23 protein-coding genes and 1 pseudogene are annotated in these 25,346 nt (G+C 60.1%); 7 read left to right on the plus strand and 17 right to left on the minus strand.

The window, feature by feature from the left end; translation table 11 throughout:
• The first annotated feature begins 9 nt into the window (after positions 1-9).
• The gene (gene greB / locus AACY11_RS19065; RefSeq protein WP_339431178.1) at positions 10-507 is read left to right on the plus strand and encodes a transcription elongation factor GreB; all 498 of its coding nucleotides are present in this window, start codon (positions 10-12) and stop codon (positions 505-507) included.
• Between the two features lie 5 nt (positions 508-512).
• Here greB and AACY11_RS19070 read toward each other — a convergent pair whose 3' ends face one another.
• The 3 genes from AACY11_RS19070 to AACY11_RS19080 form a co-directional block, all read right to left on the minus strand.
• Positions 513-821: a class I SAM-dependent methyltransferase gene (locus AACY11_RS19070; protein ID WP_339495512.1), complete on the minus strand. Its 309-nt coding sequence runs from the start codon at positions 819-821 to the stop codon at positions 513-515.
• 248 nt (positions 822-1,069) lie between these two features.
• Positions 1,070-1,504, minus strand: coding sequence for a DoxX family protein (locus AACY11_RS19075; RefSeq protein ID WP_339495513.1), 435 nt, complete (start codon positions 1,502-1,504; stop codon positions 1,070-1,072).
• Between the two features lie 108 nt (positions 1,505-1,612).
• Positions 1,613-3,034: a transglycosylase SLT domain-containing protein gene (locus tag AACY11_RS19080; RefSeq protein ID WP_339495514.1), complete on the minus strand. Its 1,422-nt coding sequence runs from the start codon at positions 3,032-3,034 to the stop codon at positions 1,613-1,615.
• 236 nt (positions 3,035-3,270) lie between these two features.
• Between AACY11_RS19080 and AACY11_RS19085 the strand changes: the two genes are divergently transcribed.
• From AACY11_RS19085 to AACY11_RS19095, 3 genes and pseudogenes are all read left to right on the plus strand, one after another.
• Positions 3,271-4,077 carry a TatD family hydrolase gene (locus AACY11_RS19085; RefSeq protein ID WP_339431175.1) on the plus strand — a complete coding sequence of 269 codons (807 nt, stop codon included), beginning with the start codon at positions 3,271-3,273 and terminating at the stop codon, positions 4,075-4,077.
• A 198-nt stretch (positions 4,078-4,275) separates the two neighbouring features.
• On the plus strand, positions 4,276-5,757 hold the full coding sequence (locus AACY11_RS19090) for a methyl-accepting chemotaxis protein (RefSeq protein WP_339431174.1): 1,482 nt from the start codon (positions 4,276-4,278) through the stop codon (positions 5,755-5,757).
• Between the two features lie 213 nt (positions 5,758-5,970).
• Positions 5,971-6,201, plus strand: a pseudogene (locus tag AACY11_RS19095) (terminase); the annotation flags it as partial.
• 19 nt (positions 6,202-6,220) lie between these two features.
• On the opposite strand, the gene AACY11_RS19100 reads toward AACY11_RS19095, so the two are convergent.
• The 3 genes from AACY11_RS19100 to AACY11_RS19110 all read right to left on the minus strand — a co-directional run bounded on the left by AACY11_RS19100 (position 6,221) and on the right by AACY11_RS19110 (position 8,297).
• Entirely contained in the window at positions 6,221-7,015 is a 795-nt protein-coding gene (locus AACY11_RS19100; protein ID WP_339495515.1) for an acyl-CoA thioesterase, read from the minus strand.
• Positions 7,016-7,162: 147 nt separating this feature from the next.
• Entirely contained in the window at positions 7,163-7,927 is a 765-nt protein-coding gene (locus tag AACY11_RS19105) for a CHAD domain-containing protein (protein ID WP_339431172.1), read from the minus strand.
• 79 nt (positions 7,928-8,006) lie between these two features.
• Positions 8,007-8,297 (minus strand): hypothetical protein, encoded by a 291-nt coding sequence (locus AACY11_RS19110; protein ID WP_339464812.1) that lies wholly within the window; start codon positions 8,295-8,297, stop codon positions 8,007-8,009.
• Between the two features lie 216 nt (positions 8,298-8,513).
• On the opposite strand from AACY11_RS19110, the gene AACY11_RS19115 reads away from it, so the two are divergent.
• Positions 8,514-9,551, plus strand: a complete 1,038-nt coding sequence (locus AACY11_RS19115) for a patatin-like phospholipase family protein (RefSeq protein ID WP_339431171.1) — start codon at positions 8,514-8,516, stop codon at positions 9,549-9,551.
• Positions 9,552-9,634: 83 nt separating this feature from the next.
• Here the strand turns inward: AACY11_RS19115 and AACY11_RS19120 are convergent, their stop codons facing one another.
• The 7 genes from AACY11_RS19120 to kdpF form a co-directional block, all read right to left on the minus strand.
• Entirely contained in the window at positions 9,635-10,225 is a 591-nt protein-coding gene (locus AACY11_RS19120; protein ID WP_339495516.1) for an Ig-like domain-containing protein, read from the minus strand.
• Positions 10,226-10,387: 162 nt separating this feature from the next.
• Positions 10,388-11,104, minus strand: coding sequence for a response regulator (locus AACY11_RS19125; RefSeq protein WP_339431169.1), 717 nt, complete (start codon positions 11,102-11,104; stop codon positions 10,388-10,390).
• A 48-nt stretch (positions 11,105-11,152) separates the two neighbouring features.
• On the minus strand, positions 11,153-13,804 hold the full coding sequence (locus tag AACY11_RS19130) for a sensor histidine kinase KdpD (protein WP_339431168.1): 2,652 nt from the start codon (positions 13,802-13,804) through the stop codon (positions 11,153-11,155).
• 71 nt (positions 13,805-13,875) lie between these two features.
• Entirely contained in the window at positions 13,876-14,421 is a 546-nt protein-coding gene (kdpC, locus tag AACY11_RS19135; RefSeq protein ID WP_339495517.1) for a potassium-transporting ATPase subunit KdpC, read from the minus strand.
• Between the two features lie 130 nt (positions 14,422-14,551).
• On the minus strand, positions 14,552-16,609 hold the full coding sequence (gene kdpB, locus AACY11_RS19140; RefSeq protein ID WP_339495518.1) for a potassium-transporting ATPase subunit KdpB: 2,058 nt from the start codon (positions 16,607-16,609) through the stop codon (positions 14,552-14,554).
• Positions 16,610-16,619: 10 nt separating this feature from the next.
• Positions 16,620-18,329 carry a potassium-transporting ATPase subunit KdpA gene (gene kdpA, locus AACY11_RS19145; RefSeq protein WP_339495519.1) on the minus strand — a complete coding sequence of 570 codons (1,710 nt, stop codon included), beginning with the start codon at positions 18,327-18,329 and terminating at the stop codon, positions 16,620-16,622.
• An 8-nt stretch (positions 18,330-18,337) separates the two neighbouring features.
• Complete coding sequence (kdpF, locus tag AACY11_RS19150) at positions 18,338-18,427, minus strand: K(+)-transporting ATPase subunit F (protein WP_221729235.1); 90 nt, start codon at positions 18,425-18,427, stop codon at positions 18,338-18,340.
• Between the two features lie 370 nt (positions 18,428-18,797).
• On the opposite strand from kdpF, the gene eat reads away from it, so the two are divergent.
• Together eat and AACY11_RS19160 are read left to right on the plus strand one after the other, a co-directional pair.
• Positions 18,798-20,162, plus strand: a complete 1,365-nt coding sequence (eat, locus tag AACY11_RS19155; protein WP_339495520.1) for an ethanolamine permease — start codon at positions 18,798-18,800, stop codon at positions 20,160-20,162.
• A 129-nt stretch (positions 20,163-20,291) separates the two neighbouring features.
• A complete protein-coding gene (locus AACY11_RS19160; RefSeq protein WP_003226857.1) occupies positions 20,292-20,459 on the plus strand; it encodes a DUF2897 family protein in 168 nt (55 codons plus the stop codon).
• Positions 20,460-20,574: 115 nt separating this feature from the next.
• Here the strand turns inward: AACY11_RS19160 and fabF are convergent, their stop codons facing one another.
• From fabF to AACY11_RS19180, 4 genes are all read right to left on the minus strand, one after another.
• The gene (gene fabF, locus AACY11_RS19165; RefSeq protein WP_339431163.1) at positions 20,575-21,849 is read right to left on the minus strand and encodes a beta-ketoacyl-ACP synthase II; all 1,275 of its coding nucleotides are present in this window, start codon (positions 21,847-21,849) and stop codon (positions 20,575-20,577) included.
• A gap of 32 nt (positions 21,850-21,881) precedes the next feature.
• Positions 21,882-22,676: an SDR family NAD(P)-dependent oxidoreductase gene (locus AACY11_RS19170; RefSeq protein ID WP_339495521.1), complete on the minus strand. Its 795-nt coding sequence runs from the start codon at positions 22,674-22,676 to the stop codon at positions 21,882-21,884.
• Between the two features lie 211 nt (positions 22,677-22,887).
• Positions 22,888-23,223 carry a ComEA family DNA-binding protein gene (locus AACY11_RS19175; protein ID WP_339495522.1) on the minus strand — a complete coding sequence of 112 codons (336 nt, stop codon included), beginning with the start codon at positions 23,221-23,223 and terminating at the stop codon, positions 22,888-22,890.
• A 111-nt stretch (positions 23,224-23,334) separates the two neighbouring features.
• Positions 23,335-25,329 (minus strand): polysaccharide biosynthesis protein, encoded by a 1,995-nt coding sequence (locus AACY11_RS19180; RefSeq protein ID WP_339495523.1) that lies wholly within the window; start codon positions 25,327-25,329, stop codon positions 23,335-23,337.
• Between the last annotated feature and the right edge of the window lie 17 nt (positions 25,330-25,346).

A 25,346-nucleotide genomic window follows, 5' to 3' on the forward strand; every position in this document is an offset into this window, starting at 1 on the left:
GAAATTGCCATGAGCCGTTATCGCCCTCCCCGTACCGCCGGCACCGCGCTGATCACACCCGAAGGTGAAGCGCGGATGCGCGCTGAATTCCATGAACTGTGGCATGTGCGCCGTCCACAGGTCACGCAGTCGGTCAGCGAGGCGGCGGCTCAGGGTGATCGCTCGGAGAACGCTGAATACACCTACGGCAAAAAGATGCTGCGCGAGATCGACAGCCGTGTGCGCTTCCTCACCAAACGGCTGGAAGCGTTGAAGGTTGTCAGCGAAAAGCCCAGCGACCCGAACAAGGTCTACTTCGGCGCTTGGGTAACCATCGAAGACGAAGACGGCAAGCCATCGCGCTACCGCATCGTCGGCCCGGATGAACTGGATTTGAAACTGGGCCTGATCAGCATCGACTCGCCGCTGGCCCGCGCCCTGATCGGCAAGGCGCTCGACGCAGAAGTGCGGGTACAGACACCGACTGGCGAACAGTTCGTGTACATCGTGGCCATCGACTACCCCTGAAAACCCTAGCGACGGGTAATCAAGCCTTGCCGTGCGACGCGGACCAGTTGCGCGATCATGTGCGGCACGTCTTCCTGGCTCGGCACCTGAATCACGGCCAGATCAAAACTGTCAGTGGCAAACCGTGCCAGCGACTCGCCGTCCTCGACAAACTGGATCAGGAACGCGGCGGGGCCGCCGCTGCGACGTGGCCAGCCATCGAGATAACGCAACAGCGTCGGCTGATGTTTGCCGCCAAGCAGGATTTTTGGATTGCGTTGGGTGATATGTGCCGTGATCGGCGCGGGACGTGCTGGAGGGCGTAGTGCATTCATCGTGTCGTGTCTCTGCCTCAAAAGTCTGCGTGGCAGGTGAGAGGCAACACCGAACCAGCGCTTTAGCGGTATTTCGAAGCCCTGTTCCGGCTTCTGACGGCAACTGTTGTAGTCACCTGGCGCCCCGCAAGTAGCTGTTTAAATCGGCGCATGAGCAGCATCCTAGAGAACGTGACCGATCAGTGTCAAGAATCAGCCGCAACAAAAAAGGCTCGCACAATGCGAGCCTTAGGCGTGAGTCAGAGCGCTCAACCGGCGATGGCGCGATCCACCGAGAGCTTGCCAGCACCTTCGATCAGAACGGCAAGGCTGCCACCGAGCAACGCCAGAGCGAACTCGTAACCGTTGTTGACCATGAACAGACCGTTGCTGATGTGCACGGTGAAGATCGCAACCAGCGACAGGAACGTCAGGCCCAGCGCCGCCGGACGAACCAGCAGGCCGATGATCAAGGCCAGACCGGCGAAGAACTCGGTACCGCCGGCCAGCGTGGCCATCACATACCCAGGCGTCAGACCCAGGCTTTCCATGTACTGCGCAGTGCCAGCCAGACCGTAACCGCCGAACAGACCGAAGAGTTTCTGCGAGCCGTGGGCAGCGAAGATCACGCCGACAGCGATGCGCAGAAGGGTCAAGCCGTAGCCTGCGCGGGTGAACAGAACCTTATTGATCAGAGAGCTCATGGGGCATTCCTTGTTTTGCGAGAAGTGTGTGTGGATTGGCCGCTATATTAATCAGTAAATTCTATGTTAAAAGCGCAAATATTTCGCCATAACAATCGATTTATTAGATTATTTACGTGAGAAAACTTTCGGCCCACCGGGCTCCAATGATTCCCGCTCCCGGTCGAAGGCCAAGTAATACTTGTTCACGCTATTAACATAGCTGACCGGCCCCATTCCCACCTGCTCCATGGCAATGCGCTCGACCTGAAAGAACCACTGATCAGGATTTAGCCCCCGCCGCCGGGCCTCGGCACGCATACCCTGGACCCGCTCCGGCCCGATGTTGTAAGCCGCCAGCGTGAACGCCATGCGCTCGCGCTCATTGAGCTTGGGGCTGGCGAAGAACTTGCGGCGGATCATCGCCAGGTATTTGGCCCCGGCCTGCACATTCGCATCGAGATTCTGAATATTGTTCACACCGACCCGTCGCGCTGCGGACGGGGTGATCTGCATCAGCCCGGTCGGGCCACTGCCGCTGCGGGCATTGGGCTGCAGGCGCGACTCTTTGAATGCCAACGCTGCCAGGTTCAGCCAGTCCATGTTTTGCGCCGCGGCATGCTTTTGCAGCACGGGGCGCAATTTCTCCAGACGCTGACGGTCAGCCTTGGCCAATGGATAGTGGACTTTATACAGACGGCGATAGATGCGCAGAAACGCTACATCTTCGTTCGACGGCTTCTTGTAACCGCTGAGGAAGCGATCAATGCTCGCCCGCAGCATCGATGCATCCCGGCGCACGAACCAGTATTCCTCGCCGGGATCGCCGATCCTCAGTTGCCGCTCAACACGCAGCTTGGGCAGGATCTTGCCCCAGCGCTCGGCAATCGGTTGTTCGACGATGGTCAGGTGAAAGATGCCGCCCTGGACCATTTCCAGTACATCTTCGACCGCCAGTGTCGGATCGACCCATTCAATCTTGATCGGCGCCAGCTTATGCAGCGCCAGCTTCTGATTGAGTTGGCTGACCGCTTCCCCGGCCGCACTGCCGGTGGGCAAGGCGAGGGTTTTGCCGGCGAGTTGCTCAAGCCTGGTGTAGCGCCGCTCGCCCTTGATGCCGACCAGCACCAGCGGCACGTCGCTGGCTATCGGCTCACTGCTGGCGACCGCACGGCCGGCTTGCAAATCAAGCAATTCACCGGGCGCCACCAGATCACCCTCACCGCGCTGCAAGGCACCGAGCAGTTGATCCTTGGCTTTGGGAATGATCTTGAGGGTGATTTCCTGGCCGTCACGCGCATGGCCGTTGAGGTATTGCTCGAAGGCGCGCAGGCGATGGTATTCGACGCCGATGGCCTGCCCCTGGACTTCGCCGGAGCTGTTACGACTCTGGTTGACCAGCACCCGCAGCACGCGACTGCCGCGAATCTCGGACAAGTCACGCACCTTGGCGGCCGGCACGGCTTGCAGCGGCCCGGGCAGGCGCGCTACCGCCGCCATCGGCAGCAGTAACGATCCACACAACAGCAGCAAAACCGAGGGACGAATCATCCACTCTCCGGAAAGAATACGGGGCGATTTCACCGCTGAGAGGCAAAATCGCCGACGAAAACAGAGCGCCAGGAGCGCTGGCAAAGTGCGAGAGAGTGGCACAGTAGTGTGCCACCATACCAACACAAGCCGTCTAGCGGCCTCAACAGACAGTCATAAGCCGTTGTAGTTCTTGGCTTTTATGATGAATCTACAGCTCTGGTATGCTTTCCGGCCTTCGGCCCGAGGTAGCAACCATGCAACTCATCGATATCGGCGTCAACCTGACCAACCCAAGTTTCGCCGACAAACACCAGGCCGTACTCGACCGCGCCTACACCGCCGGGGTCAGCCAACTGGTGCTGACCGGCACCAGTGTCGAGGGGAGCGAACAGGCACTGGAACTGTGCCAGCAACTGGATGACAGTGGGCAACGGCTGTTTGCAACGGCCGGGATTCACCCGCACTCAGCCAGTGACTGGAATGCCGACAGCGCCCGGCGCCTGCGCAGCCTGCTCAAAGAAGCCAACGTGGTCGCCGTGGGCGAATGCGGACTGGATTTCAACCGCGATTTCTCACCGCGCACCCAACAGGAAAAAGTCCTCGAAGAACATCTGGCAATGGCCGTTGAGCTGCAATTGCCGGTGTTCCTGCATGAGCGCGACGCCAGTGTGCGCCTGCTGGAGATACTCAAGGACTTCCGCGATCAACTTCCTGCGGCCGTGGTGCATTGCTTTACCGGCGAGCAGAAGGCGTTGTACAGCTACCTCGATCTGGATCTGCATATTGGCATCACGGGCTGGATTTGCGACGAGCGCCGGGGCACGCACTTGCATCCATTAGTCAAAGAGATCAAGCGCGGCCGGCTAATGCTGGAAAGCGATGCGCCTTACTTGTTACCGCGCACCCTGCGCCCGAAACCGAAGAATGGCCGCAATGAACCGGCGTACCTGACCGAAGTGCTGCGCGAAGTGGCGTTGCACCGGGGTGAAACCGAGGAAGACCTCGCCGCGCACTCGACCGCTTGTGCCCGGGCATTCTTCAACCTCCCCTCCCTCCCCTGACACACACAACAACCATTGTGGGAGCGGGCTTGCTCGCGAGAGCGCTGAGTCAGATAAATAAATAGCGACTGACACAACGCTTTTGCGAGCACAGCCGGACAGCATCGGCTGTTGACACACATCAAGATTTCCAGAGCTGCATAGCGGCACAATGCTGGCACCTTGCCAATGCTGTTTCCGCTATCAGAGAAAACCTCCATGGGTGCCTGGCTTAGCAATATCTCGCTGAAATACAAATTCTGGGCGGTCAACGCGGTCGCCTTCGTCACCACCCTGTTGCTGGTGTTGTACGCCGTACAGCTCGAACAACAGGCCCGCAGTCTCGCGTTACAAGCGTCGGCGCAAGCCCAGGCGCACTTGCTCAAGGCCTGGCCGGCCGGGCAGGTGCTGCCCCAGGCCGATCAAGTGCTGACCTTCAAACGCGGGGAGGCGCCACGCCTCCACGATCAACCGCTGCTGGAGATCACCGACAACAACGGCTGGAACGAGATCAACCACCTGCCACTGTTCGGCGACAACCCGCTGATGGGCGCCGAAGTGTTCAGCCGTGCCGACGGCCAGCAAGTAGCAGTCATCGCCTACGGCCCAAGCCTGACGCAAGTGTTCGGCGAGCGCTTCGCCAACTATGCCGTGGCGGTGTTCATCCTGATGCTGGCGATGCTCGGCGCTTCGCAGTTGTTGATCCGCTTCCTGCTCAGCCAGCTCAACACGTTGAAAGACGTGATGTTGCACGTTGAAAAAAGCGGCGATCTTTCAGCCCGTGTACCGCTGGCCGGAAAGGATGAGGTCGGGCAGATGGCCAACGCGTTCAACGCGATGCAGGCCGGTTATCAGCGCGTCGTCACCACCGTTGCCAACACTGCGCAGCAACTGGATGTCGGCGCTGCGCGTCTGGCGTCGAGCATGAACGAAGTGCGCCACGGCATGCTCGGCCAGCAAAGCGAAACCGATCAGGCGGCCACCGCGATCAACGAGATGACTGCCACGGTTTATCACATCGCCCAGCACGCGGGTGCCACTCGCGATCTGTCGCAGACCGCCGACGGCCTGGCTGGTAGCGGTCAGCAAGTGGTTGCACGGGTGCAGCATTCGATTGCCGGCCTGTCCAGCGGTGTACAACAGACCGCCGAGATGATCCAGCGCCTGGCCGAGGACAGTCAAAAGATCAACGGCGTGGTCAGCGTGATTCACAGCATCGCCGAGCAAACCAATTTGCTGGCGCTCAACGCCGCCATTGAGGCTGCACGGGCCGGCGAAATGGGCCGTGGTTTTGCCGTGGTGGCCGATGAAGTTCGCAACCTCGCCAAACGGGTGCAGACCTCGACCGACGAGATCACCACCATGGTTTGCGCTTTGCAGGCCGGCACGCGCGATGCGGTGGATTTCATGCAGGAGAGTTCGTACAAGGCCGACGACTGTGTGCAGCAAGCGCAGGAGGCTGGCGAAGCACTGGCGCATATCACCGGCGCAGTGGCACAAATGCGTGAAAGCAATACGCAGATCGCCGTGGCGGCAGAGCAACAGAGCCAAGTGGCCGAGGACATGAATCGCGCGGTGGTGAGTATCCGTGATGTGACCGAAAACACCGTGCAGCAGACCGTGGATTCAGCGACGACCAGTAATGAGCTGGCGAAACTGGCTGGAGAGCTGAGCAAGGCGATTGGGCAGTTGAAACTCTGAGGGCCTCTTCGCGAGCAAGCTCGCTTCCACATTGAACTTGTGAACGACACAGTTCCCTGCGGGAGCGGGTTTGCTCGCGAAGGCGTCAGATCGGCCAGCATCGCATCCCAGCGTCGTCCCTATCGCGTCCATAGCCAAGCTTGATTCGCCGACCTTCCCACTCCGGCCTATGCTTCAACCCATGTGTTCAACATGGATCGAGGAGTAGTCAACATGGGCAAACGTCATCCCAACCTTCCCGCGTGGCAATGGCGCGTGTACCCGACCAATCAGCAGCAATCGACCCACCAGGCGCTGCAACTGATTGCCGTACCTTTGTTTATCGTTGCGTTTCTTTTGATCGTGTCCGGGGTGTTCAGCTTGAGCCTGGCCAGCGTGGCCATTGGCGTGATTGGCGTCGTTGCGGCACTGGGTTTGCAGCGCCGTCACCACAACCTGGAGGCGTAAGCCCGCGTTGCGGGCTTCAGGCAAAAATCGTGACGGTCTGGCGGCTCATCGCGATCAGTTCCCCTTCAGCACTCCAGAGCTTGGCGGCGGCATGCCCGTAACCGTCGGCGGCGTACTCGGTTTCCACCCGATATTTGCACCAGTCCAGCGTGCTTACATCGCGCAACGGCTGCACGAATTCGACGGTCCAGGTCAGCGTACTGCCCGCCGCCACTTTCTTCAGGTGCGGTAACAATGACGGCGGCCACGCGTCCACCAGCGCCAGAATGTGCGATTCAGTGACAGGTTCGTCCTTCACATCGCCACGCAAACTTACCCAACCGCCCATGTCTCGCGATGTATTGCCCGTGAATGGCAGGCCACCGACACTCCAGCGCATCGCCAGGTGGCGCATGAACTCAGGGGTCACACCTTTGATGTAAGGCAGTTCCTGGCAGTCGTCCAAAGGCTTCATCTCGGGGGCAGGAAGGGCTGGCACGGCCACTTCCGACGCTCGCGAGGCGCCGAAGCTGCCTTGCACCAGCGTCACCACCTGACCGTTCTGCATGGCCCGGCCCAACACCTGGCTGACGGCTTTGCCTTCACGCAGCACATCGACTTGAAAAGTCACCGGGACTTCGGGCTCGACCGGACCGACAAACGTGATCGCCAGCGAACGCACCGGGCGATCGGCAGGCACCTTCGCGCGCATGGCTTCGTATTGCAGCGCAGCCACCAGGCCACCGAAACTGGCGCGGCCCTGTGCCCATTCGGCAGGGATGGTCAGTTCCGGTTCGCGGCGGACCGCTTCGAGCAAATCGCAAAAGCGCATGGCAACCTCAGAAAACGAAAAGTGAATGCAGGGATCTTAACCAGCCAGGCAGAGCGCCGCAGCGTCTATTCCGGTCAAATAGACTGACATCTCGGACAGGATGAAGCGCGCCCACACAGTGACAGTGGATGCAGGCAGGTTTGAGGATTATTTGAAGCAGGTTGAACTGAGTTTTTCGAGTACGCGATCGGCCTTGCTCTCGGCTTTGATCATGGTCGCCCGCCACGTCGCGACGCAGGGCTGCAGATCCGCTTCCTGTTCGGCTTTTGCCAGCCACTGCCAGCAATCGTGCCAATCGCCCAAGGCGCCTTGCGCCGACTTCAAGCGCGCCAGCGCCGCTTGCGGCAAACGGTCCAGTTCAGGGTAGGCCTCGATGCCATAACGCACACGCTTGATCAGCAAGCGCAGGCGATGACGGTCGTGGGCCGGATCGTGCAGCGCCTCATCGAGTTTTTTCCATTGCTTGCCGAGGCGTTTTTCGATGCGTTTTTCCAGCCCCTTGAGCAACCCCTGACGCTGGGACGCACGCAGAAAACGCGGGAACGCGTCGAGAATCATCAACAGCGAAGCCACCTCGCTGCTCGCCGCCAGCGTCGGATAGGCCTCGGCCATCTTTGCCATGCGCCGTTGCGCGGCTTCGGGTTGATCGTGCTGGAGCAAGTACGCCGCCAGCACCTCACGGTCACGCCACGGCGTGGTCAATTGACCGACGGCCGAAGCGGCGCCCTCAAGTTGCTCCACACCCGGCAAGCCACGCAAGGGCCGCAACAGACTGCGCAAGCGGCGCACCGTCGTGCGCAAATCGTGCAACGCCTCGGGGTCGGTCCGGGCAGTCAACCGCGCCTGACAGGCCAGCAGTCGCACTTCCAGGCTCAGAACATGGGCCACCAACCGGTCAACCAACGCTGACATCACTTGCTCCTGATTCAAATGGCTCGGGGGAAGCGTCTGCCGACATGGCAAAACCGCCTCCCTGCGCTATGTCAGCAGCTTAGCGTCCGGCACGGGATTCGCGAATATAGAAACGCGCCTTCTCGGCTTTCTTGCTGCAACCCTCGAAACCCTCGAATTGTTGCTGGGTCTTGGCGGCTGTCAGGAGCGACAAGGCTTTGGAATAACTGACGGTACCGGCAAAGCCTTCAGCCTTGGCCAGGTCCAGCTCATGCCAAGCGGTGTCGAGTTGGCTGCCGCAACTGTCGCGGTAAGCGGTTTTACCGGCGCAACCGGCCAATGCCAATGCCAATGCCAATGCAATCAACGGCACACAGATCCAGGCTTTCATCACTCACACCTCAAGGTTAGGTCAACAGTCGTGCAGTTAAGACGGTCAGGCCGCGAAAAAGTGCCTGACCTGCATATGAAACCGCGCGGGTAAAGAGAATAGCGCCAGAGGAACACGCCGCCGCAAAAAACGACGCTCCCGGCGCCCTGAACGACCCTGGCGATTGAGCCGCCCGCTCGATAAGTGCATTGTGGCCCCTTGTCGGGAGGAAGTTTGATGAAAAAGCGTGTCGCACTCGTGCTGGGCTCCGGTGGTGCCCGGGGCTATGCCCATATCGGCGTCATTGAAGAAATCGAAAAGCGCGGCTACGAAATCGCCTGCATTGCTGGATGTTCGATGGGGGCCGTGGTCGGCGGTATCTACGCCGCCGGCAAACTCGACGAATATCGCAACTGGATCGAAAGGCTGGATTACCTCGACGTGCTGCGGCTCGTGGATGTGAGTTTTCGCCTGGGAGCGATTCGTGGCGAGAAAGTCTTCGGCCAGATCCGCAAGATCGTCGGCGAAATCAACATCGAAGACCTGCGCATCCCCTACACCGCCGTCGCCGCCGACCTCACCAATCAACAGGAAATCTGGTTCCAGGAAGGCTGCCTGCACCAGGCCATGCGCGCCTCAGCGGCGATTCCCAGCCTGTTCACTCCAGTGATGCAGGGCAACCGCATGCTGGTGGATGGCGGGATTCTCAATCCGCTGCCGATCGTGCCGGTGGTGTCCAGCCACTGTGATCTGATCATCGCGGTCAATCTCAACTCGACCAACCAGGGGCATTACAAACTGCCGGTGATCCAGCGTCCGCCGGCGTTTCGCTCGCGCTTCGACAGTTTGATCAGTTCGCTGGGTTCGAAGATGCCGTTCCGTCGCACCCAGGCCGAACAATTACTGCGCCTGGAACAGGAAGCCCTGAGGGCCGAAGCGGCGGACATCAATCCGTGGCTCGAAGGTGCCGAACCCGAAGCCCAACAACCCGCTGCCGCGCCCGAACGCGAAGGCGCACCGAAATCCGCAACTGGCTCGTTCATCATCGATAACGTCGGACCGGCATCATTGCTGGACTTGATCAACCAGAGCTTCGAGGTGATGCAGACCTCGCTGGCGCAGTACAAGATCGCCGGGTACCCACCGGATATCCTGATCAACGTACCGAAGCGGGTTTGCCGGTTTTTCGAGTTCTACAAAGCGCCGGAGTTGATCGCACTGGGCAGAGAAATTGCTCGGGATACGCTGGATCGATATGACAGCGAGCAGGGATGAGCGCACCGACGCAGCTGCAATGCATGGTTCAGGGGCCTGGTTACCAGCTCCCTGAACAGCGTTCACTCACCGAAAGCAAACCGTTACAGGTTTCTGCCCAGGGAATCAAAAACATGACCCGTGTCATTTGTCTGCTCGACACCGGTTTTCATGTTTTTCGTGTACACATTGTTCCCCGTTTCAATGGGATATGGAGGCGCAGGCTCTGGCGTATCAGCAGATCCCGTCGTCGACCAGAACTGTCCATCGTTCAACGGCCACGCATAGCCAAAGCGCTGATAAAGAACCCTCAACTCATAAATATCTGCCAACCTGACTCTTTCGCGGTTCGCATCGCTTTGTAAGTTGCTCAATCGCCCCGCGCCAAAAGAGAAATAGCGATAACCGTTAGGAATGCTCAATACGTAGCTTTTCTCCTGCCCTGTCGCATCTGAAGCCGTCACTCTGACCTGACCCGAACTGAGTGCGGTGACAAGCCCCTGATCATCAACATGTGCAATGCGTGGATCGCTAACCTTGTAGGTGTACGGTTCTTTGCCGCCGGTAGGCTTGCGCTGAAAAATCGTATCCGGAGATGCTTGAGGCATCAAACCAGAATGAGCCTGCAAAGAGTGAGCTGATCCTGTTATGAAAGCATCAGATACATCCATTTCAAAATTTTTTAGGCCGTCCATAGGTGCTCCGCTTTACGCTGGTTGAGTTCATCACCGATTCGCACACTGTTTGAGTGTGGCGAGTTCGACAAGAAGAACCTACAACCGGCAATGGACAATTGGCACCTGATAGAAATGACAGTCCCGATGAATGGCATAGGGGAGAATACGCTCAGCTTTTACTCAGCAACCTTCACTAGCAATTGAGCCCTCCGGCTCCAGCAACCGATAACCCACCCCCGCCTCCGTCACAATAAACCGCGGCCGCGTCGGATCATCTGCCAGTTTCTGGCGTAAATGCCCAACGACAATCCGCAGATAATGACTGTCCTCGGTATGCGTCGGCCCCCAGATGTCCTTGAGCAATTGCTGCTGGGTGATCACCCGCCCCGGATGCCGCGCCAGTTGCGCCAGCACCGCGTATTCCTTGCGGGTCAGCGCCACTTCGACGCCGTCGAGCAATACGCGCCGGTAGGCCAGATCCACCGTCAGCGGGCCGAAACTCAGCGCGGCCTGCTGCACCTCTCCCGCTGGCGCCTGACGCAACAATGCACGCACCCGGGCGAGAAACTCCTGAATGCCGAACGGCTTGGTCACGTAGTCATTGGCGCCACCATCCAGCGCCTGGACTTTCTGCCCTTCACTGGCGCGCACCGACAGCACCAGCACCGGCGTCGTCGCCCACTCACGAAACTCGCACAGCACTTGCTGGCCGTCCATGTCCGGCAGGCCGAGGTCGAGCACCAGCAGATCGGGTTTGTTCAGCGCCGCCTGCGCCAACCCCTCGGCGCCGGTGCCGGCCTCCAGCACTTTGTAGCCTTGGGAAGCCAGGCTGATGCGCAGGAATTTGCGGATCTGCGGTTCGTCGTCGATGACCAAAATGGTCGCGGTCTGGCTCATGAATTCACATCAACACAAAGGATTGGCAAGAGAGTAGCGCAGTCGGATTCAGGCTTCACTGTCCATCCCCGGTTGCGTCTGCAACGGCAGGTGCAAGGTGATGCAGGTGCCGCGTCCGTCGATACCGTCGGCAACGCTGATGCGCCCGCCATGAGCGCCGACCATGCCCTGACAAATCGCCAACCCCAGACCGGTGCCCTGCCCGCCCCGATCACCGCGGGCGGCGGTGTAGAACATGTCGAAAATCTTCGCCCGCTCGTCTTCGGGAATACCCGGCCCTTCATCGCTGACCGAGAAGAAAATCTCGTCGTCATTCGCTCCCGCACTCAGTTGCAAGCGACCGTGGCTTGGCGAGAACCGTGCGGCGTTTTCCAGCACATTGACCAGTGCCTGCTCGATCAGCGCGGCATGCACAAACAGCAGCGGCAACTCGGACGGCACATCGGTGCTGACCTGCAACGGCGCCAGCACGGCGCGCAGACGATTGAGCGAACTGCCGACGATGTCGGCCGGCGACACCCAGTCCCGCGCCAGTTTCAACGCACCGTGGCCCAGACGCGTCATGTCCAGCAGGTTCTGGATGTAGCGGTCGAGACGTTCGGCTTCATCGCGGGTGCCTTCGAGCAACTCGCGGCGATCCTCCAGCGGGATCGCTTCGCCCAGCGCCAGCAGGCTGTCGATGCTGCCGCGCATGGACGTCAGCGGCGTGCGCAGGTCGTGGGACACCGAGGCCAGCAAGGCGCTGCGCAATTGTTCGGTTTCGCCGTGCAAGCGCGCCGCTTCAAGATCATCGGCCAATTGCGCCCGGGCCAACGCTTGCGCCAGCGGTTGACTCAACGCCGTCAGCAAGCGCCGCCGCTGCCCGCTCAACGTTTGGCCTTCTTTGGCACAGACACCGAGCAACGCCAAGGGGCCGTCCTCGACGGAAAGCGGCCACCACCACCAACGCCCGAGCGGCAGGGTGCCGGTGCCCATGCCGGCCGGTTGATCGTGCTGCCAGGCCCAATCGGCGGCAGCGCGTTCGGACTCGGTCAATTCGAGCGGGGCGCCGGTTTCGACTGTCCAGACGCCCTGCCCGTCGCGATTGAGCAGGCACAGTTGCAAATCGCTCCAGCCATTGAGGTGCTGCGCGGCGGCGTTAACCACCGCTTGGCGATCGGTGGCGGCGGTCAGTTTGCGCGACAGGTCGAGCAGCTCGCTGGTCTCTTCCTGCGTGTCGCGCAACGCCTGCAACTGTCGACGCTGACGCGCCGCGAGGTTGCCGGTGAGCGCCGCCATCAGCAGGAAGAACAGCAACGTCAGCACGTCTTCTTCACGCTGAATACTGAAAGAGAAATTCGGCGGTATGAATAGAAAGTCATAGGTCAGAAACGACAGCGCCGCACAGGCCAGCGCCGGGCCAAGGCTGCTGCGCACCGCCACCAACAACACCGCCGCGAGGAACACCAGCGAGATGTTCGGCAGCGCCAACACACTCGACACCGCCCACGCCAAGGCACTGGCCAACACCGTCGCCAACAGCGCCAGCGCATAGTCGAACCAGACCCATGTCGGCGCTGATCGCAAGCGTGGTTGATGCTGTTGCTGATCGCTGTCGAGGACGTTGATTTCCAGGCCAGGGGCCTGACGCAACAACCGTGCGGCCAGCCCTCCCCCGAATAAACGACGACGCAGACGCGGGCGGGACTGGCCAACCAGCAACAGACTCGCACGCCGTTCGGCGGCATGCTGGATCAGGGTTTTCGCCACCTCACCGGCACGCAGCAACACCACTTCACCGCCCAGACGTTCGGCCAATTGCTGAGCACTTTGCAGGCGCAAGCGCGATTGCTCGTCGCGCACACCGCCGTTGTCGATGTGCACCAGACTCCACGGCAAGTGCCGACGTTGCGCGACCCGACTGGCGTGACGCACCAAGCGTTCGGCCTGCGTATCGCCATCGACGCCCACCAGCAAACGACCGCGAACCGCCGGGGCGGCCTGGCCGAGTTGGCGATAGCCTTGGGCAAGATCGTTATCGACTTGCGCCGCCGCGGTTTGCATGGCCAATTCGCGCAACGCGGTGAGGTTGGTCTGGGTGAAAAAGGCATCGATGGCGGCCCGCGCCTGCTCCGGCACGTAGACCTTGCCTTCGCGCAGACGCTCGAGCAACTCACGCGGCGGCAAGTCGATCAGCAGCAGTTCGTAGGCCTCTTGCAGCACCCAGTCCGGCAAGGTTTCACGCACCTGCACGCCGGTGATGCCGCGCACCTGATCGTTAAGGCTTTCCAGATGCTGGACGTTGACCGTGGTGAACACGTCGATGCCGGCGGCGAGCAGTTCCTGGATGTCTTGCCAGCGTTTGGTATGACGGCTGCCGGGGGCGTTGCTGTGGGCCAGTTCATCGACCAGCACCAGTTTCGGTTTGGCCGCAAGCAGGCCATCGAGGTCCATTTCTTCGAGCATCACGCCACGGTATTCCGAGCGCACCAACGGTTGCTGCGGCAGGCCGCCGAGCAGCGCTTCGGTTTCAGCGCGACCGTGGGTCTCGACGACACCGGCAATGACTTTCACGCCTTGGCGCAGTTGGGTGTGGGCGGCCTGGAGCATGGCGTAGGTCTTGCCAACGCCGGGGGCGGCGCCGAGGAAAACCTTGAGCCGGCCACGGCCGTCGCGGGGCAGGTCTGCTAACAGCGCGTCGGCGCGGCCGGAGTCGCTCATGCTTGATCTCTTCAGTCAGATGTTTATGTGTTGCCAGTTGTGGCCTGCTCGCGAAGGGCCGCGCCGCCGGTTCAGAGTTTTTCCAGCGCCATGTTCAGTTCCAGCACGTTCACCACCGGCGGCCCCACCAGCGGCTGTTCGATGTGCGCATCGAGCAGTTGCTGCACGGTCGCTACCGGCAGGTTGCGGGCTGCCGCGACACGCGCCAGTTGATAGGCAATTGCCGCCGGTGGCAAGTGCGGATCGAGGCCGCTGCCGGAGGTGGTCAGCAGCGCCAGCGGCACCGGGCCTTGCCCTGGAACTTGCAGTTTGTTGGCGTCGTCGATCACCCGCGTGGCCAGCGCCGGATTGCTCGGCGCGAGGTTGCTGGCGCTGCTGGACACGGTCGCAAACGCGCCCGCCGAAGGACGCGGATGGAACCAGGCATCACCGACGAAATCCTGGGCGATCAGTGACGAGCCACGGACTTTGCCTTCAGCGTCGTGTACCAGACTGCCGTTGGCCTGATCGGGGAACGCAACGTGCGCGACACCGGTCACCACCAGTGGATAGGCAACGCCAGTGACCAGGGTCATCAGCACCAGCAGGCTCAGGGCCGGACGTATCATTGTGGACATTTCAAATTCCTCGAATTCAAACAGCAGATACCGCGTTAAGTCAGGTGGAACACGTTGACCTCATCGCCAGCGGACGGGCTCCCACAGGGAATGCATCGCACAGGCGGGAGCCTGCCTGCTGGCCAAGGGGTCAAACCAGATGCAGCGCCGTCAACAGCATGTCGATGGCTTTGATCGCCACGAACGGCACCACAATCCCGCCCAATCCATAGATCAACAGATTGCGCCGCAGCAACGCCGCCGCACTCGCCGCCTGCACGCGTACGCCACGCAAGGCCAGCGGAATCAGCACCACAATGATCAAGGCGTTATACACAATGGCCGACAGAATCGCGCTCTGCGGGCTGGTCAGGTGCATGATGTTCAGCACGCCCAGTTGCGGGTAGATCGAGGCGAACAGCGCCGGCAGGATCGCGAAGTACTTGGCCACGTCATTGGCGATGGAAAAGGTCGTCAGCGCACCGCGTGTCACCAGCAATTCCTTGCCGATCTGCACCACGTCCAAGAGCTTGGTCGGGTCGCTGTCGAGATCGACCATGTTGGCTGCTTCGCGTGCGGCTTGCGTGCCGTCGTTCATCGCCATGCCGACGTCAGCCTGGGCCAGCGCCGGGGCGTCGTTGGCGCCGTCGCCGCACATCGCGACCAGACGACCGTCGTTCTGCTCAAGGCGGATACGTGCGAGTTTCTTCTCCGGGGTGGCTTCGGCGAGCACGTCATCAACGCCCGCTTCAGCGGCGATGGCCGCAGCGGTCAACGGGTTGTCACCGGTGACCATCACCGTGCGAATGCCCAACTTGCGCAGTTCGGAAAAGCGCTCGCGAATGCCCGGCTTGACCACGTCCTTGAGATGGATCGCGCCAAGCAGCCTGCCGTCGACACAGACCAGCAACGGCGTGCCGCCGCTCTGGGCGATCCTGTCGATTTCCCGCGACAGGGCCGGGGCCAGATCGGCGCGTGGTTGCCCGAGGAAACTCAGCAGCGAATCGACCGCACCTTTGCGATACACGCGGCCCTGATAATCGACACCGGACAAGCGGGTTTCGGCGCTGAACGGCACGGCGGTCAGGGTTTCCGGGGCCGGCTCAGGCTGCGGATGCAGACCACGCAGGTACTCAACGATGGACTTGCCTTCGGCGGTTTCGTCCGCCAGCGAGGCAAACAAAGCGCCCTCAGCCAGATCGCGAGCACTGACGCCTGGCGCTGCATACACCGCGCTGCAACGACGGTTACCGAAGGTGATGGTGCCGGTCTTGTCGAGCAGCAACACATGCACATCACCTGCCGCTTCGACTGCACGGCCGGACTTGGCGATCACGTTCAACCGCACCAGACGATCCATCCCGGCGATACCGATGGCCGAGAGCAAACCGCCGATGGTGGTCGGAATCAAGGTGACCAGCAGCGCCACCAGGAACACCAGTGGCAGGCTGCCGTGGGCGAAGTGAGCGAACGGCTGCAGGGTCACCACCACCAACAGGAAGATCAGGGTGAGGCCGATCAGCAGGATGTCCAACGCCACTTCGTTCGGCGTCTTCTGGCGCTTGGCGCCTTCGACCAAGGCGATCATACGGTCGAGGGTCGATTCACCGGGGTTGGCGGTGATCTCTACCAGCAGCCAGTCGGACACCAGGCGAGTGTTGCCGGTGACGGCTGAGCGGTCGCCGCCGGACTCGCGAATCACCGGGGCCGATTCACCGGTAATTGCCGCTTCGTTGACCGCGGCGATCCCTTCGATGACTTCGCCGTCGCCGGGGATCATCTCCCCGGCTTCGACGCGCACCACATCGCCTTTGCGCAGGCTGGTGGCCGGGACGACCTGAAAGCTGCCATCGGCCTGTTTGCGCCGGGCACTGAGGCCTTCGCTGCCCGCCTTGAGGCTGTCGGCGCGGGCCTTGCCGCGACCTTCAGCCAAGGCTTCGGCGAAGTTGGCGAACAGCACGGTGAACCACAGCCACAGGGCGATCTGCGCGGCAACGAAGGTCGGCACCTGACTGTCTGGAATGAAGCACAGCACGGTGGTGAAAATCGCGGTCAGTTCGACCACCAGCATCACCGGCGAACGCGCCAACTGCCGAGGGTCGAGCTTGACGAAAGCTTGCACCAGCGCCGGGCGCCACAGGGCCGAGATCGCGGTTTTCGCTTGTTCCGGTGCTTTGACGGCAACGGGTTTGATTGCGGGCATATTCATCATTGACTCCTCAGCTCCCTATACCAAAGGCAGCCATGCTCAAATGTTCGGCGATTGGGCCCAATGCGAGGGTCGGCAAGAAGGTCAGGCCGCCCACCAGCAAAATGGTCACGGTCAACAGGGTCACGAACAGCGGGCCATGAGTCGGGAAGCTGTTCTGGCTAATCGGTGCGGTCTTCTTCATCGCCAGGCTGCCAGCCAGTGCCAGCACCGGGAGGATGTAACCGAAGCGGCCGAGCAACATGCCAAAGCCCAGCATCAGGTTGTGATACGGGGTGTTGGCACCGAAGCCTGCGAACGCCGAACCGTTGTTCGCGCTGGCCGAGGTGTAGGCGTAGAGCAACTGGCTGAAACCGTGTGGCCCCGGGTTCGTCACTGCGGCCACCGGACCTGGCAGGCTCGCGGCAATCGCACCGAGCACGAGCACGCCAATCGGCATCACCAGCAACGTGACCACCAACAACTGCACTTCGCGCGCCTGGAGTTTCTTGCCCAGGTATTCCGGCGTACGCCCGATCATCAGGCCGGCGAGGAACACCGCGATCAGCACGTTGAGCAACATGCCGTAGAGACCCGCACCGACACCGCCGAAGATCACTTCGCCGACCATCATGTTGACCAGCGCAACCATGCCGCTGAGCGGGTTGAGACTGTCATGCATACCGTTGACCGAACCGTTCGACGCGGCGGTGGTGGTTACCGACCACAGCACCGTGGCGGTGGTGCCAAAGCGCGCTTCCTTGCCTTCCAGTGGTGCGGTCTGTTCGACGGCGACGTTGTTCAGCGCCGAATTGGGTTGGTACTCGGCCCACAGCGAAGTCGCGCCGCCGATCAGAAACAGAGCGAGCATGCAGGCGATGATCGCGCGGCTCTGACGCAGGTCTTTGACGTAGTGGCCGAAGGTAAAGACCAGCGCTGCCGGAATCAAAATGATCGAAGACACCTCGAACAAATTGCTCCAGGCGCTCGGGTTCTCGAACGGGTGCGCCGAGTTGACGCCGAAGAAACCGCCACCGTTGGTGCCCAGTTGCTTGATCGCAATCTGGCTGGCGGCCGGGCCGAGCGGGATCACTTGATCAACGCCCTGCATCGTCACCGCATTCACATAATGCGCGAAGGTCTGCGGCACGCCCTGCCAGACCAGAAACAGTGCCAGCAGCAGGCACAGCGGCAGCAGGCCGTAGAGGGTGGCGCGGGTCATGTCGACCCAGAAGTTGCCGAGGGTTTTCGCCGACTTGCGACCGATACCACGGCACAGCGCCACCAGCACGGCCAGGCCGGTCGCGGCGCTGACGAAGTTCTGCACGGTCAGGCCAACCATCTGACTCAGGTAGCTCAGAGACGCTTCGCCGCTGTAGGACTGCCAGTTGGTATTGGTCATGAAACTGACCGCGGTGTTGAACGCTTGCGTCCATTCCATGCCCGGCAGGTTCTGCGGGTTCAGCGGCAGATGATCCTGGAACAACAGGAGCGAGAACAGCACAAGGAAACCGGCCAGGTTGAACGCCAGCAGCGCCAGCGCGTACTTCTGCCAGCTCTGTTCAGCCTGCGGATCGACCCCGGCCACGCGAAAACAGCCGCGCTCGACCGGGCCAAGAATCGGCGTCAACCAGGTGCGCTGGCCTTCCATCACTTTGTAGTAGAAGCGCCCGAGAAACGGCGCCGGCAGCAAGACCACCGCGAAAAACGCGAGGATCAGCCAATAGTCATAACTGTGCATAGCCGCTCCTAGTTCCGATCCGCGCGCAACAGCGCAACCAACAGATAAGTGAACAGCCCCACTGCCAAAAACAGTGACACCCCGTCCAGAACGCTCATGGAAGATCTCCGTGTTACGGCGTATTGCCGTGTGTGCAGGCATTGTCGGAAAGGAGGCTGTAAAGGAACGAGAGCGAGGGGGTTGGCTGGGCATAAAGAAAGCGTAAAGAGTGGGTTTATGCGGGCGTTACAGGAGGTTTTTGCACCAGCAGGGCCGGCGCCTTCGCGTCCCCCTGTGGGAGCGGGCTTGCTCACGAAGACGGCAGCACAGCCACCATCGCACCCAACTGGCGCACAAAAATGCGCCCATCGAGCAGCGAACATCCCCGATACGACAGCTTTCAGCCCATTACGACCTGTTCTCAAAGACTGGCACGCCCACTGCACACACCCTCCCCCGAGCTTTACAAACCGTTCAGGGAGCATGCGTATGAACACACAACTCAAACCCACGCTGGGCACCTTGCACCTGTGGGGCATCGCCGTCGGGCTGGTGATTTCCGGCGAGTATTTCGGCTGGAGTTACGGCTGGGGCGTGGCCGGTACGCTGGGCTTTCTGGTGACCTCGTTCATGGTCGCCACCATGTACACCTGCTTTATCTTCAGCTTCACCGAACTCACTACCGCAATCCCTCACGCGGGCGGACCGTTTGCCTACAGTCGCCGGGCATTCGGTGAGAAAGGAGGGCTGATCGCCGGGCTGGCCACGCTGATCGAATTCGTCTTCGCGCCGCCGGCGATCGCCTTGGCGATTGGCGCTTATCTGAATGTGCAGTTTCCGGCGCTCGATCCGAAACACGCGGCGGTTGGCGCGTACATTGTGTTTATGGGCCTGAACATTCTCGGCGTGAAACTGGCGGCAACGTTCGAGCTGATTGTTTGTGTACTGGCAGTGGCCGAATTGCTGGTGTTCATGGGCGTGGTCGCGCCGGCGTTCAGCTTCAGTAATTTCGCGCTCAATGGCTGGGCCGGTTCGGATGTGTTTGGTGCGCCCGCCATTGCCGGCATGTTCGCTGCCATCCCGTTCGCGATCTGGTTCTTCCTCGCCATCGAAGGCGCCGCCATGGCGGCCGAAGAAGCCAAGGACCCGAAACGCACGATTCCCAAGGCCTACATCAGCGGCATTCTGACCCTGGTGTTATTGGCCATGGGCGTGATGTTCTTCGCGGGTGGCGTGGGTGACTGGCGCACTTTGGCGAATATCAACGATCCGCTGCCGCAAGCGATGAAAGCCGTGGTCGGCGACAATTCAGGCTGGCTGCACATGCTGGTGTGGATTGGCCTGTTCGGGTTGGTGGCGAGTTTCCACGGGATCATTCTTGGCTATTCGCGCCAGTTCTTCGCCCTCGCCCGCGCCGGTTATCTGCCTGCTTCACTAGCCAAACTGTCGCGTTTCCAGACCCCGCACCGCGCCATCATTGTCGGCGGCATCATTGGCATCGCCGCGATCTACAGCGATGGCCTGATCAACCTCGGCGGCATGACCCTCACGGCGGCGATGATCACCATGGCCGTGTTCGGCGCCATCGTGATGTACATCATGAGCATGCTTAGCCTGTTCAAGTTGCGTAAATCCGAGCCGAATCTGGAGCGCACCTTTCGCGCGCCATGCTATCCGCTGGTGCCAATGATCGCACTGGTGCTCGCGGTGGTGTGCCTGGTGGCCATGGCGTGGTTCAACGCGCTGATCGGACTGATTTTCCTCGGCTTTATGGCGGTGAGTTTCGGCTACTTCCTGCTCACCGGACAGTTGCGGGCCAACGCACCGGCCGATGCGATGTTGACCGGGCATTAAGGGACTTCGGGTACACCGGGCATAACAGGCCTAGAATGGAACCACTGCGAAGTCGCTTCGCTCCAATGTGGTATGCAGCATCGCACGGCGAAATCCTCGCCCGTCGATCTGCCCTTAAGGAGAGCCGTTATGCCTTGGTATGCCTGGTTGATTCTGGTGGTTGCAATCGGCTCGATCGTTGGCGGATTGATGATGTTGCGCGACACCGCCAACAAGGTCGAACTGACCGATGAAGAGCGTAAACGTGTTGCGCAGCGCAATGCCGAAGCGGACATCAAGGACGCGCAGGACCGATGAACGAAAAACCCCGCCTGAATCGGCGGGGTTGGTTTTTCAGCTCTGCACTGAACCTGTCTGCCGGTTTGATGGACGCAGAGGTCCAGCCACCTTTTTCATTGGTTTCCCGACGACATTAGCCCTGCCAGCGTTTGAACAGCACGCTCGCATTCACCCCACCAAAGCCAAACCCGTTGGACAATGCATACTCGATCGGCATCGAGCGCGCCTGACCATGGACGATGTCGACCCCTTCGCTGGCAGGATCGGGATTGTCGAAGTTGAGGGTTGGCGGTACCACTTGATCACGAATGGCCAACAGCGTGAAGATCGCTTCAAGCCCGCCCGCAGCGCCCAGCAAATGGCCCGTGGCGGATTTGGTCGAGGTCACGGCGATTTTATTCTGCACACCGAACAGCGCTTTGATTGCTGCCAACTCGCCTAGATCGCCGACCGGCGTGGAGGTAGCGTGAGCGTTCAGATGCTGGATCTGATCGGGCGTGACGCCAGCCTGAGCCATTGCCAACGCCATCGCCCTCCGCGCACCACTGCCATCTTCAGGCCCGGCCGTCAGATGATAAGCATCGGCAGTCGTGCCGTAACCGACCAGTTCGGCCAAGGGTTTCGCACCGCGAGCCAAGGCGTGTTCCAGAGACTCGATCACCAGCAGTCCGGCCCCCTCACCCATGACAAAACCATCACGACCGCTATCAAATGGACGTGAGGCGCGTTCAGGTGTGTCGTTATAGCCACTGGACAACGCCCGCGCCGCTGCGAAACCCGCAAGGCTGACCCGATCAATCGCCGCCTCTGCCCCACCGCAAACGGCAATATCGGCCTCACCGGCTCGGATCAATCGAGCGGCGTCACCAATCGCTTGAACTCCGGCGGCGCACGCTGTCACCGGAGCGCCCAATGGACCTTTCAAACCATGCTGGATCGATACATGACCCGCAGCCAGATTGACCAGAAAGGAAGGAATGGTGAACGGCGACAGCCGGCGCGGGCCACGACTGTCGGTTGTGCGTACCGCGTCGGCAATGGCACCGAATCCGCCGACACCGGAACCGATAATGGTCGCGGTGCGCTCCTGATCCTTTTCCTCCGCCGGATGCCAACCGGCCTGCTCCAATGCCTGCCGTGCAGCCTCCATGGCGAACATGATGAAGCGGTCCATCTTCTTCTGTTCCTTGGGGGGCGTGGCGCGATCCGGATCGAACCCGGCCTCGGCGTCATCCTCCAGAGACGGCACAGCCCCACCGATTTTTGCCGGCAAATCAGCGACAACCGCTTCTGGCAAGCTGCGCAATCCCGAACGCCCGGCCAGCAGGCGCTGCCAGACAACTTCGACTCCGCTGCCCAAAGGTGAAACCAGGCCCATGCCCGTGACGACTACTCGACGCTGATTCATACCGCGTGTACCTCTGACCGATTCAGAAAAGCTTACTTGTAACGACTCGCTGCCGAACTGCGCGACAGGTTCGGTGCCATCACATGACGCGCGGCCACAAACGCCTGCCATTCGCCCGCATCCGGCAACGAAGGGATGGTGATGAGCTCGCCCTGATCCAGACCTGCCAGCGCGGCATCGACCATTTCGCCGGCCTCCATCACCATTTCTGCCGGGATGCCGCTGGCGTCAATACCCGAGCGTTCCCAGATTTCCGTGCGGGTAACGCCGGGCAGTACCGCTTGCACCTTGACCCCGGTACCGTCGAGTTCGGCATTCAGCGATTGGGTCAGGCTCAACACGTAAGCCTTGCTGGCGCTGTAAGTGGCGTTGAAACGTTCCGGGAACAACGCCACCACCGAGGCGATGTTGATGATCGTGCCGCGACCTGCCTTGGCAAAACTTGCGGCAGCGGCGGAGGCCAGTCGGGTGACCGTGGTGATATTGAGCTGGATCAAACGCTCCAGCTTATCCAGATCGGCATTGGCCAAAAGACCGTCGGCAGCAACACCAGCATTGTTGACCAAAAGGGTGATGCTTGAATCACTGCGCAGGCGCTGCTCAAGTTTGAGCACATCATCCTTTTGCGTCAGATCCGCCTTCATCACCTCCACCTGAACGCCATGCGCCTCGCGCAATTGGCTCGCGGCACTCTCCAGCCGCTCCAGATCACGGGCGACCAACAACAAATCGAACCCGCGCGCTGCCAACCGCTCAGCGTAAATCGCACCGATACCGGACGAAGCGCCAGTGACCAGAGCCGTACCTTGGGTTGCTACAGAATTCATGACAGTACTCCTGAGATGCTTGAGGGATCGCCATCCGGATCTTGATGATGCAGATCGCACGGAAATTATTATAGGCATAATCCAACACTAATATGATAGCCGTAATTTTTTGCTATCCGACAAGCGCCCCCTTCGCCTTCCCTGCCAAACCCGCGAACAGAAAAACAAAAAGGCCGGTCAATGACCGGCCCCTTGGCGTTGAACAATCAGCTTAGTTCACTTCCAGCTTGTCGCGATTGCGATCCAGAATCGCCTTGCCGATCCCCTTCACTTCCAACAACTCATCCACTGACGCGAACGGCCCATTTGTTTCGCGATATGCAACAATCGCCTTGGCCTTGGCCTCGCCGACTCCCGCAAGTTCTTTTTGCAGCGTCGCCGAGTCGGCTTCATTGAGATCGATTTTTGCGCTCTGGGAAGATACCGCCGCGTCCATCACGATCGGCGTCTTAGGCATTTCCGGCCTTTCAGCCGGCGCGGCAACCGCCAAAATAGAGGCGCTGGTGAGCAGGGCAAAAATCAGCGAGTAGAAGTAACCGGTACGCATAAAGTGACGCTCCATCATCATTTGAGAAAGCAGCTTTTCCGAAGCTGCTCCTCAAAAGTAGGTCACGAGGAACACATGTCAAAGATGCGTACGTTACAGAATGTGAAACAATCAGGGTTCGAGACGGCGTTGCTGGTAGATCCAGTCAACGATCTCGCCGTCGGGGGTGTAGCCGCTGACGGTTTCTCGGAGGAGTTGGCGGACTCGGGAGTAGTCATCAGTTTCGACGGCCGCGAGCAACTCAACCAGCCGTGACTTCAAGACGTCCCAAGCCAGGTGATCCTCATTGGCCGTCATGATCATCGGATGCGGAGTCGCAGCAACATTGTCGCCTATCAGCAACTCTTCGTAGAGCTTTTCGCCAGGACGCAAGCCGGTGAACTCGATGGAAATGTCACCTTGCGGATTACGCTCCGAACGAATACTCAACCCCGAGAGATGAATCATTTTCTCTGCCAGTTCTACGATCTTCACCGGCTCGCCCATGTCGAGGACGAACACATCACCGCCCTGCCCCATAGAACCTGCCTGAATGACCAACTGTGCCGCTTCGGGAATGGTCATGAAGTAGCGGGTTATCTTGGGATGAGTGACCGTTAGCGGCCCGCCGGACTTGATCTGGCTGTGAAACAACGGAATCACCGAACCGGACGAACCTAAAACGTTACCGAAACGAACCATGGTGAAACGGGTTTTATTGACTCGGGAAACATTTGCCTTGTCACCGAACAGAACTGGGGCAAGTTCGCGACTCAGAGCTTGCAACGTCAACTCCGCAAGACGCTTGGTACTGCCCATGATGTTTGTTGGACGAACGGCTTTATCAGTAGAAATCAGCACAAAATTTGAAACACCAGACTGCAGGGCAGCCTGAGCAGTGTTGAGTGTACCAATTACATTATTCAGCACGCCCTCGGCAATGTTGTGCTCTACCATCGGCACGTGTTTGTAAGCTGCCGCATGATAAACAGTCTCGACTTTCCATGTTTTCATCACATCAAGGAGTTTATCCTGATGGCGGATTGATCCGAGAATCGGCAACAGCCGCACTGATACCGACTCCCTATTACCGCGCTGCTCAAGCTCCGAAAGAATGCTGTAGAGATTGAACTCGCTATGTTCGAACAGAATCAGCGTGGTCGGACCCAGGGCAAAAATCTGCCGGCACAACTCCGAGCCGATGGACCCGCCAGCGCCAGTCACCATCACTACCCGGCCCTTGATACACCGGGCCAGCAGGTCAGGTTGAGCCGGAACCGAGTCACGCCCCAGCAAGTCGGCAATATCGACCTCCTGGATGTCTTCCACCCGGACCCGTCCGCTGGCTAGATCGGTAAAGTTCGGAACACTGCGAACATGCAGCGGAAACCCTTCAAGCAAATTGAGAATTTCCCGGCGACGAGCCCGGGTCGACGATGGCAGCGCCAGGAGGATTTCCTGAGCGCCCGTAACGTCGATCATTTGCTGGATGTGCTTGGGCTTGTACACCTGAAGGCCAGAGATGGAGCGATCGGCAATACTGGCGTCATCGTCGATAAAGGCAACCGGCCGCATGACCCGTCCCATGCGTAACGCGGCAACCAATTGATTGCCGGCTACCCCCGCACCGTAAATGGCGACCTTGGTCAGTCCGTCTTCGCGACTGGCGAATGGCACATGTTGCGCGGCCGTGAACCAGTCGCCCATGAAGTACTGACGCATACAAAGGCGCAATCCGCCAATGATGACCAGACTGAGCCACCAATAGTTGAAAATAATGGAGCGCGGGACCACTGCCTCATGGTTGCTGTACCAATACACCACCAGCGCCAGGATTAGCGAGGAAAGACTGACCGCCTTGACGATGGCAATCAGCGCATCGTTACCAAAGTAGCGCATGACGGCACGGTACATGCCGAAACGAATGAAAAGCGGAATTGCGATGATCGGGGCGCTGACAAACAGCCAGAAATGCGCCCTTAACGGGTTGTACATATCGTCGATGCCGAGGCGGACGATAAATGCGAGCCAGAGAGACGCCCAGACCAGGAACACATCTGTGGCAACTTGAATCAGTCGTTTTTGCCTGCGTGGCAAACCCAACAAAAAGGCGCGTAATTTATCCATAAACCTCAACCGACCTG

The sequence above is a fragment of the Pseudomonas sp. RA_105y_Pfl2_P56 genome, assembly GCF_963970845.1.
Classification (GTDB): domain Bacteria; phylum Pseudomonadota; class Gammaproteobacteria; order Pseudomonadales; family Pseudomonadaceae; genus Aquipseudomonas; species Aquipseudomonas baetica_A.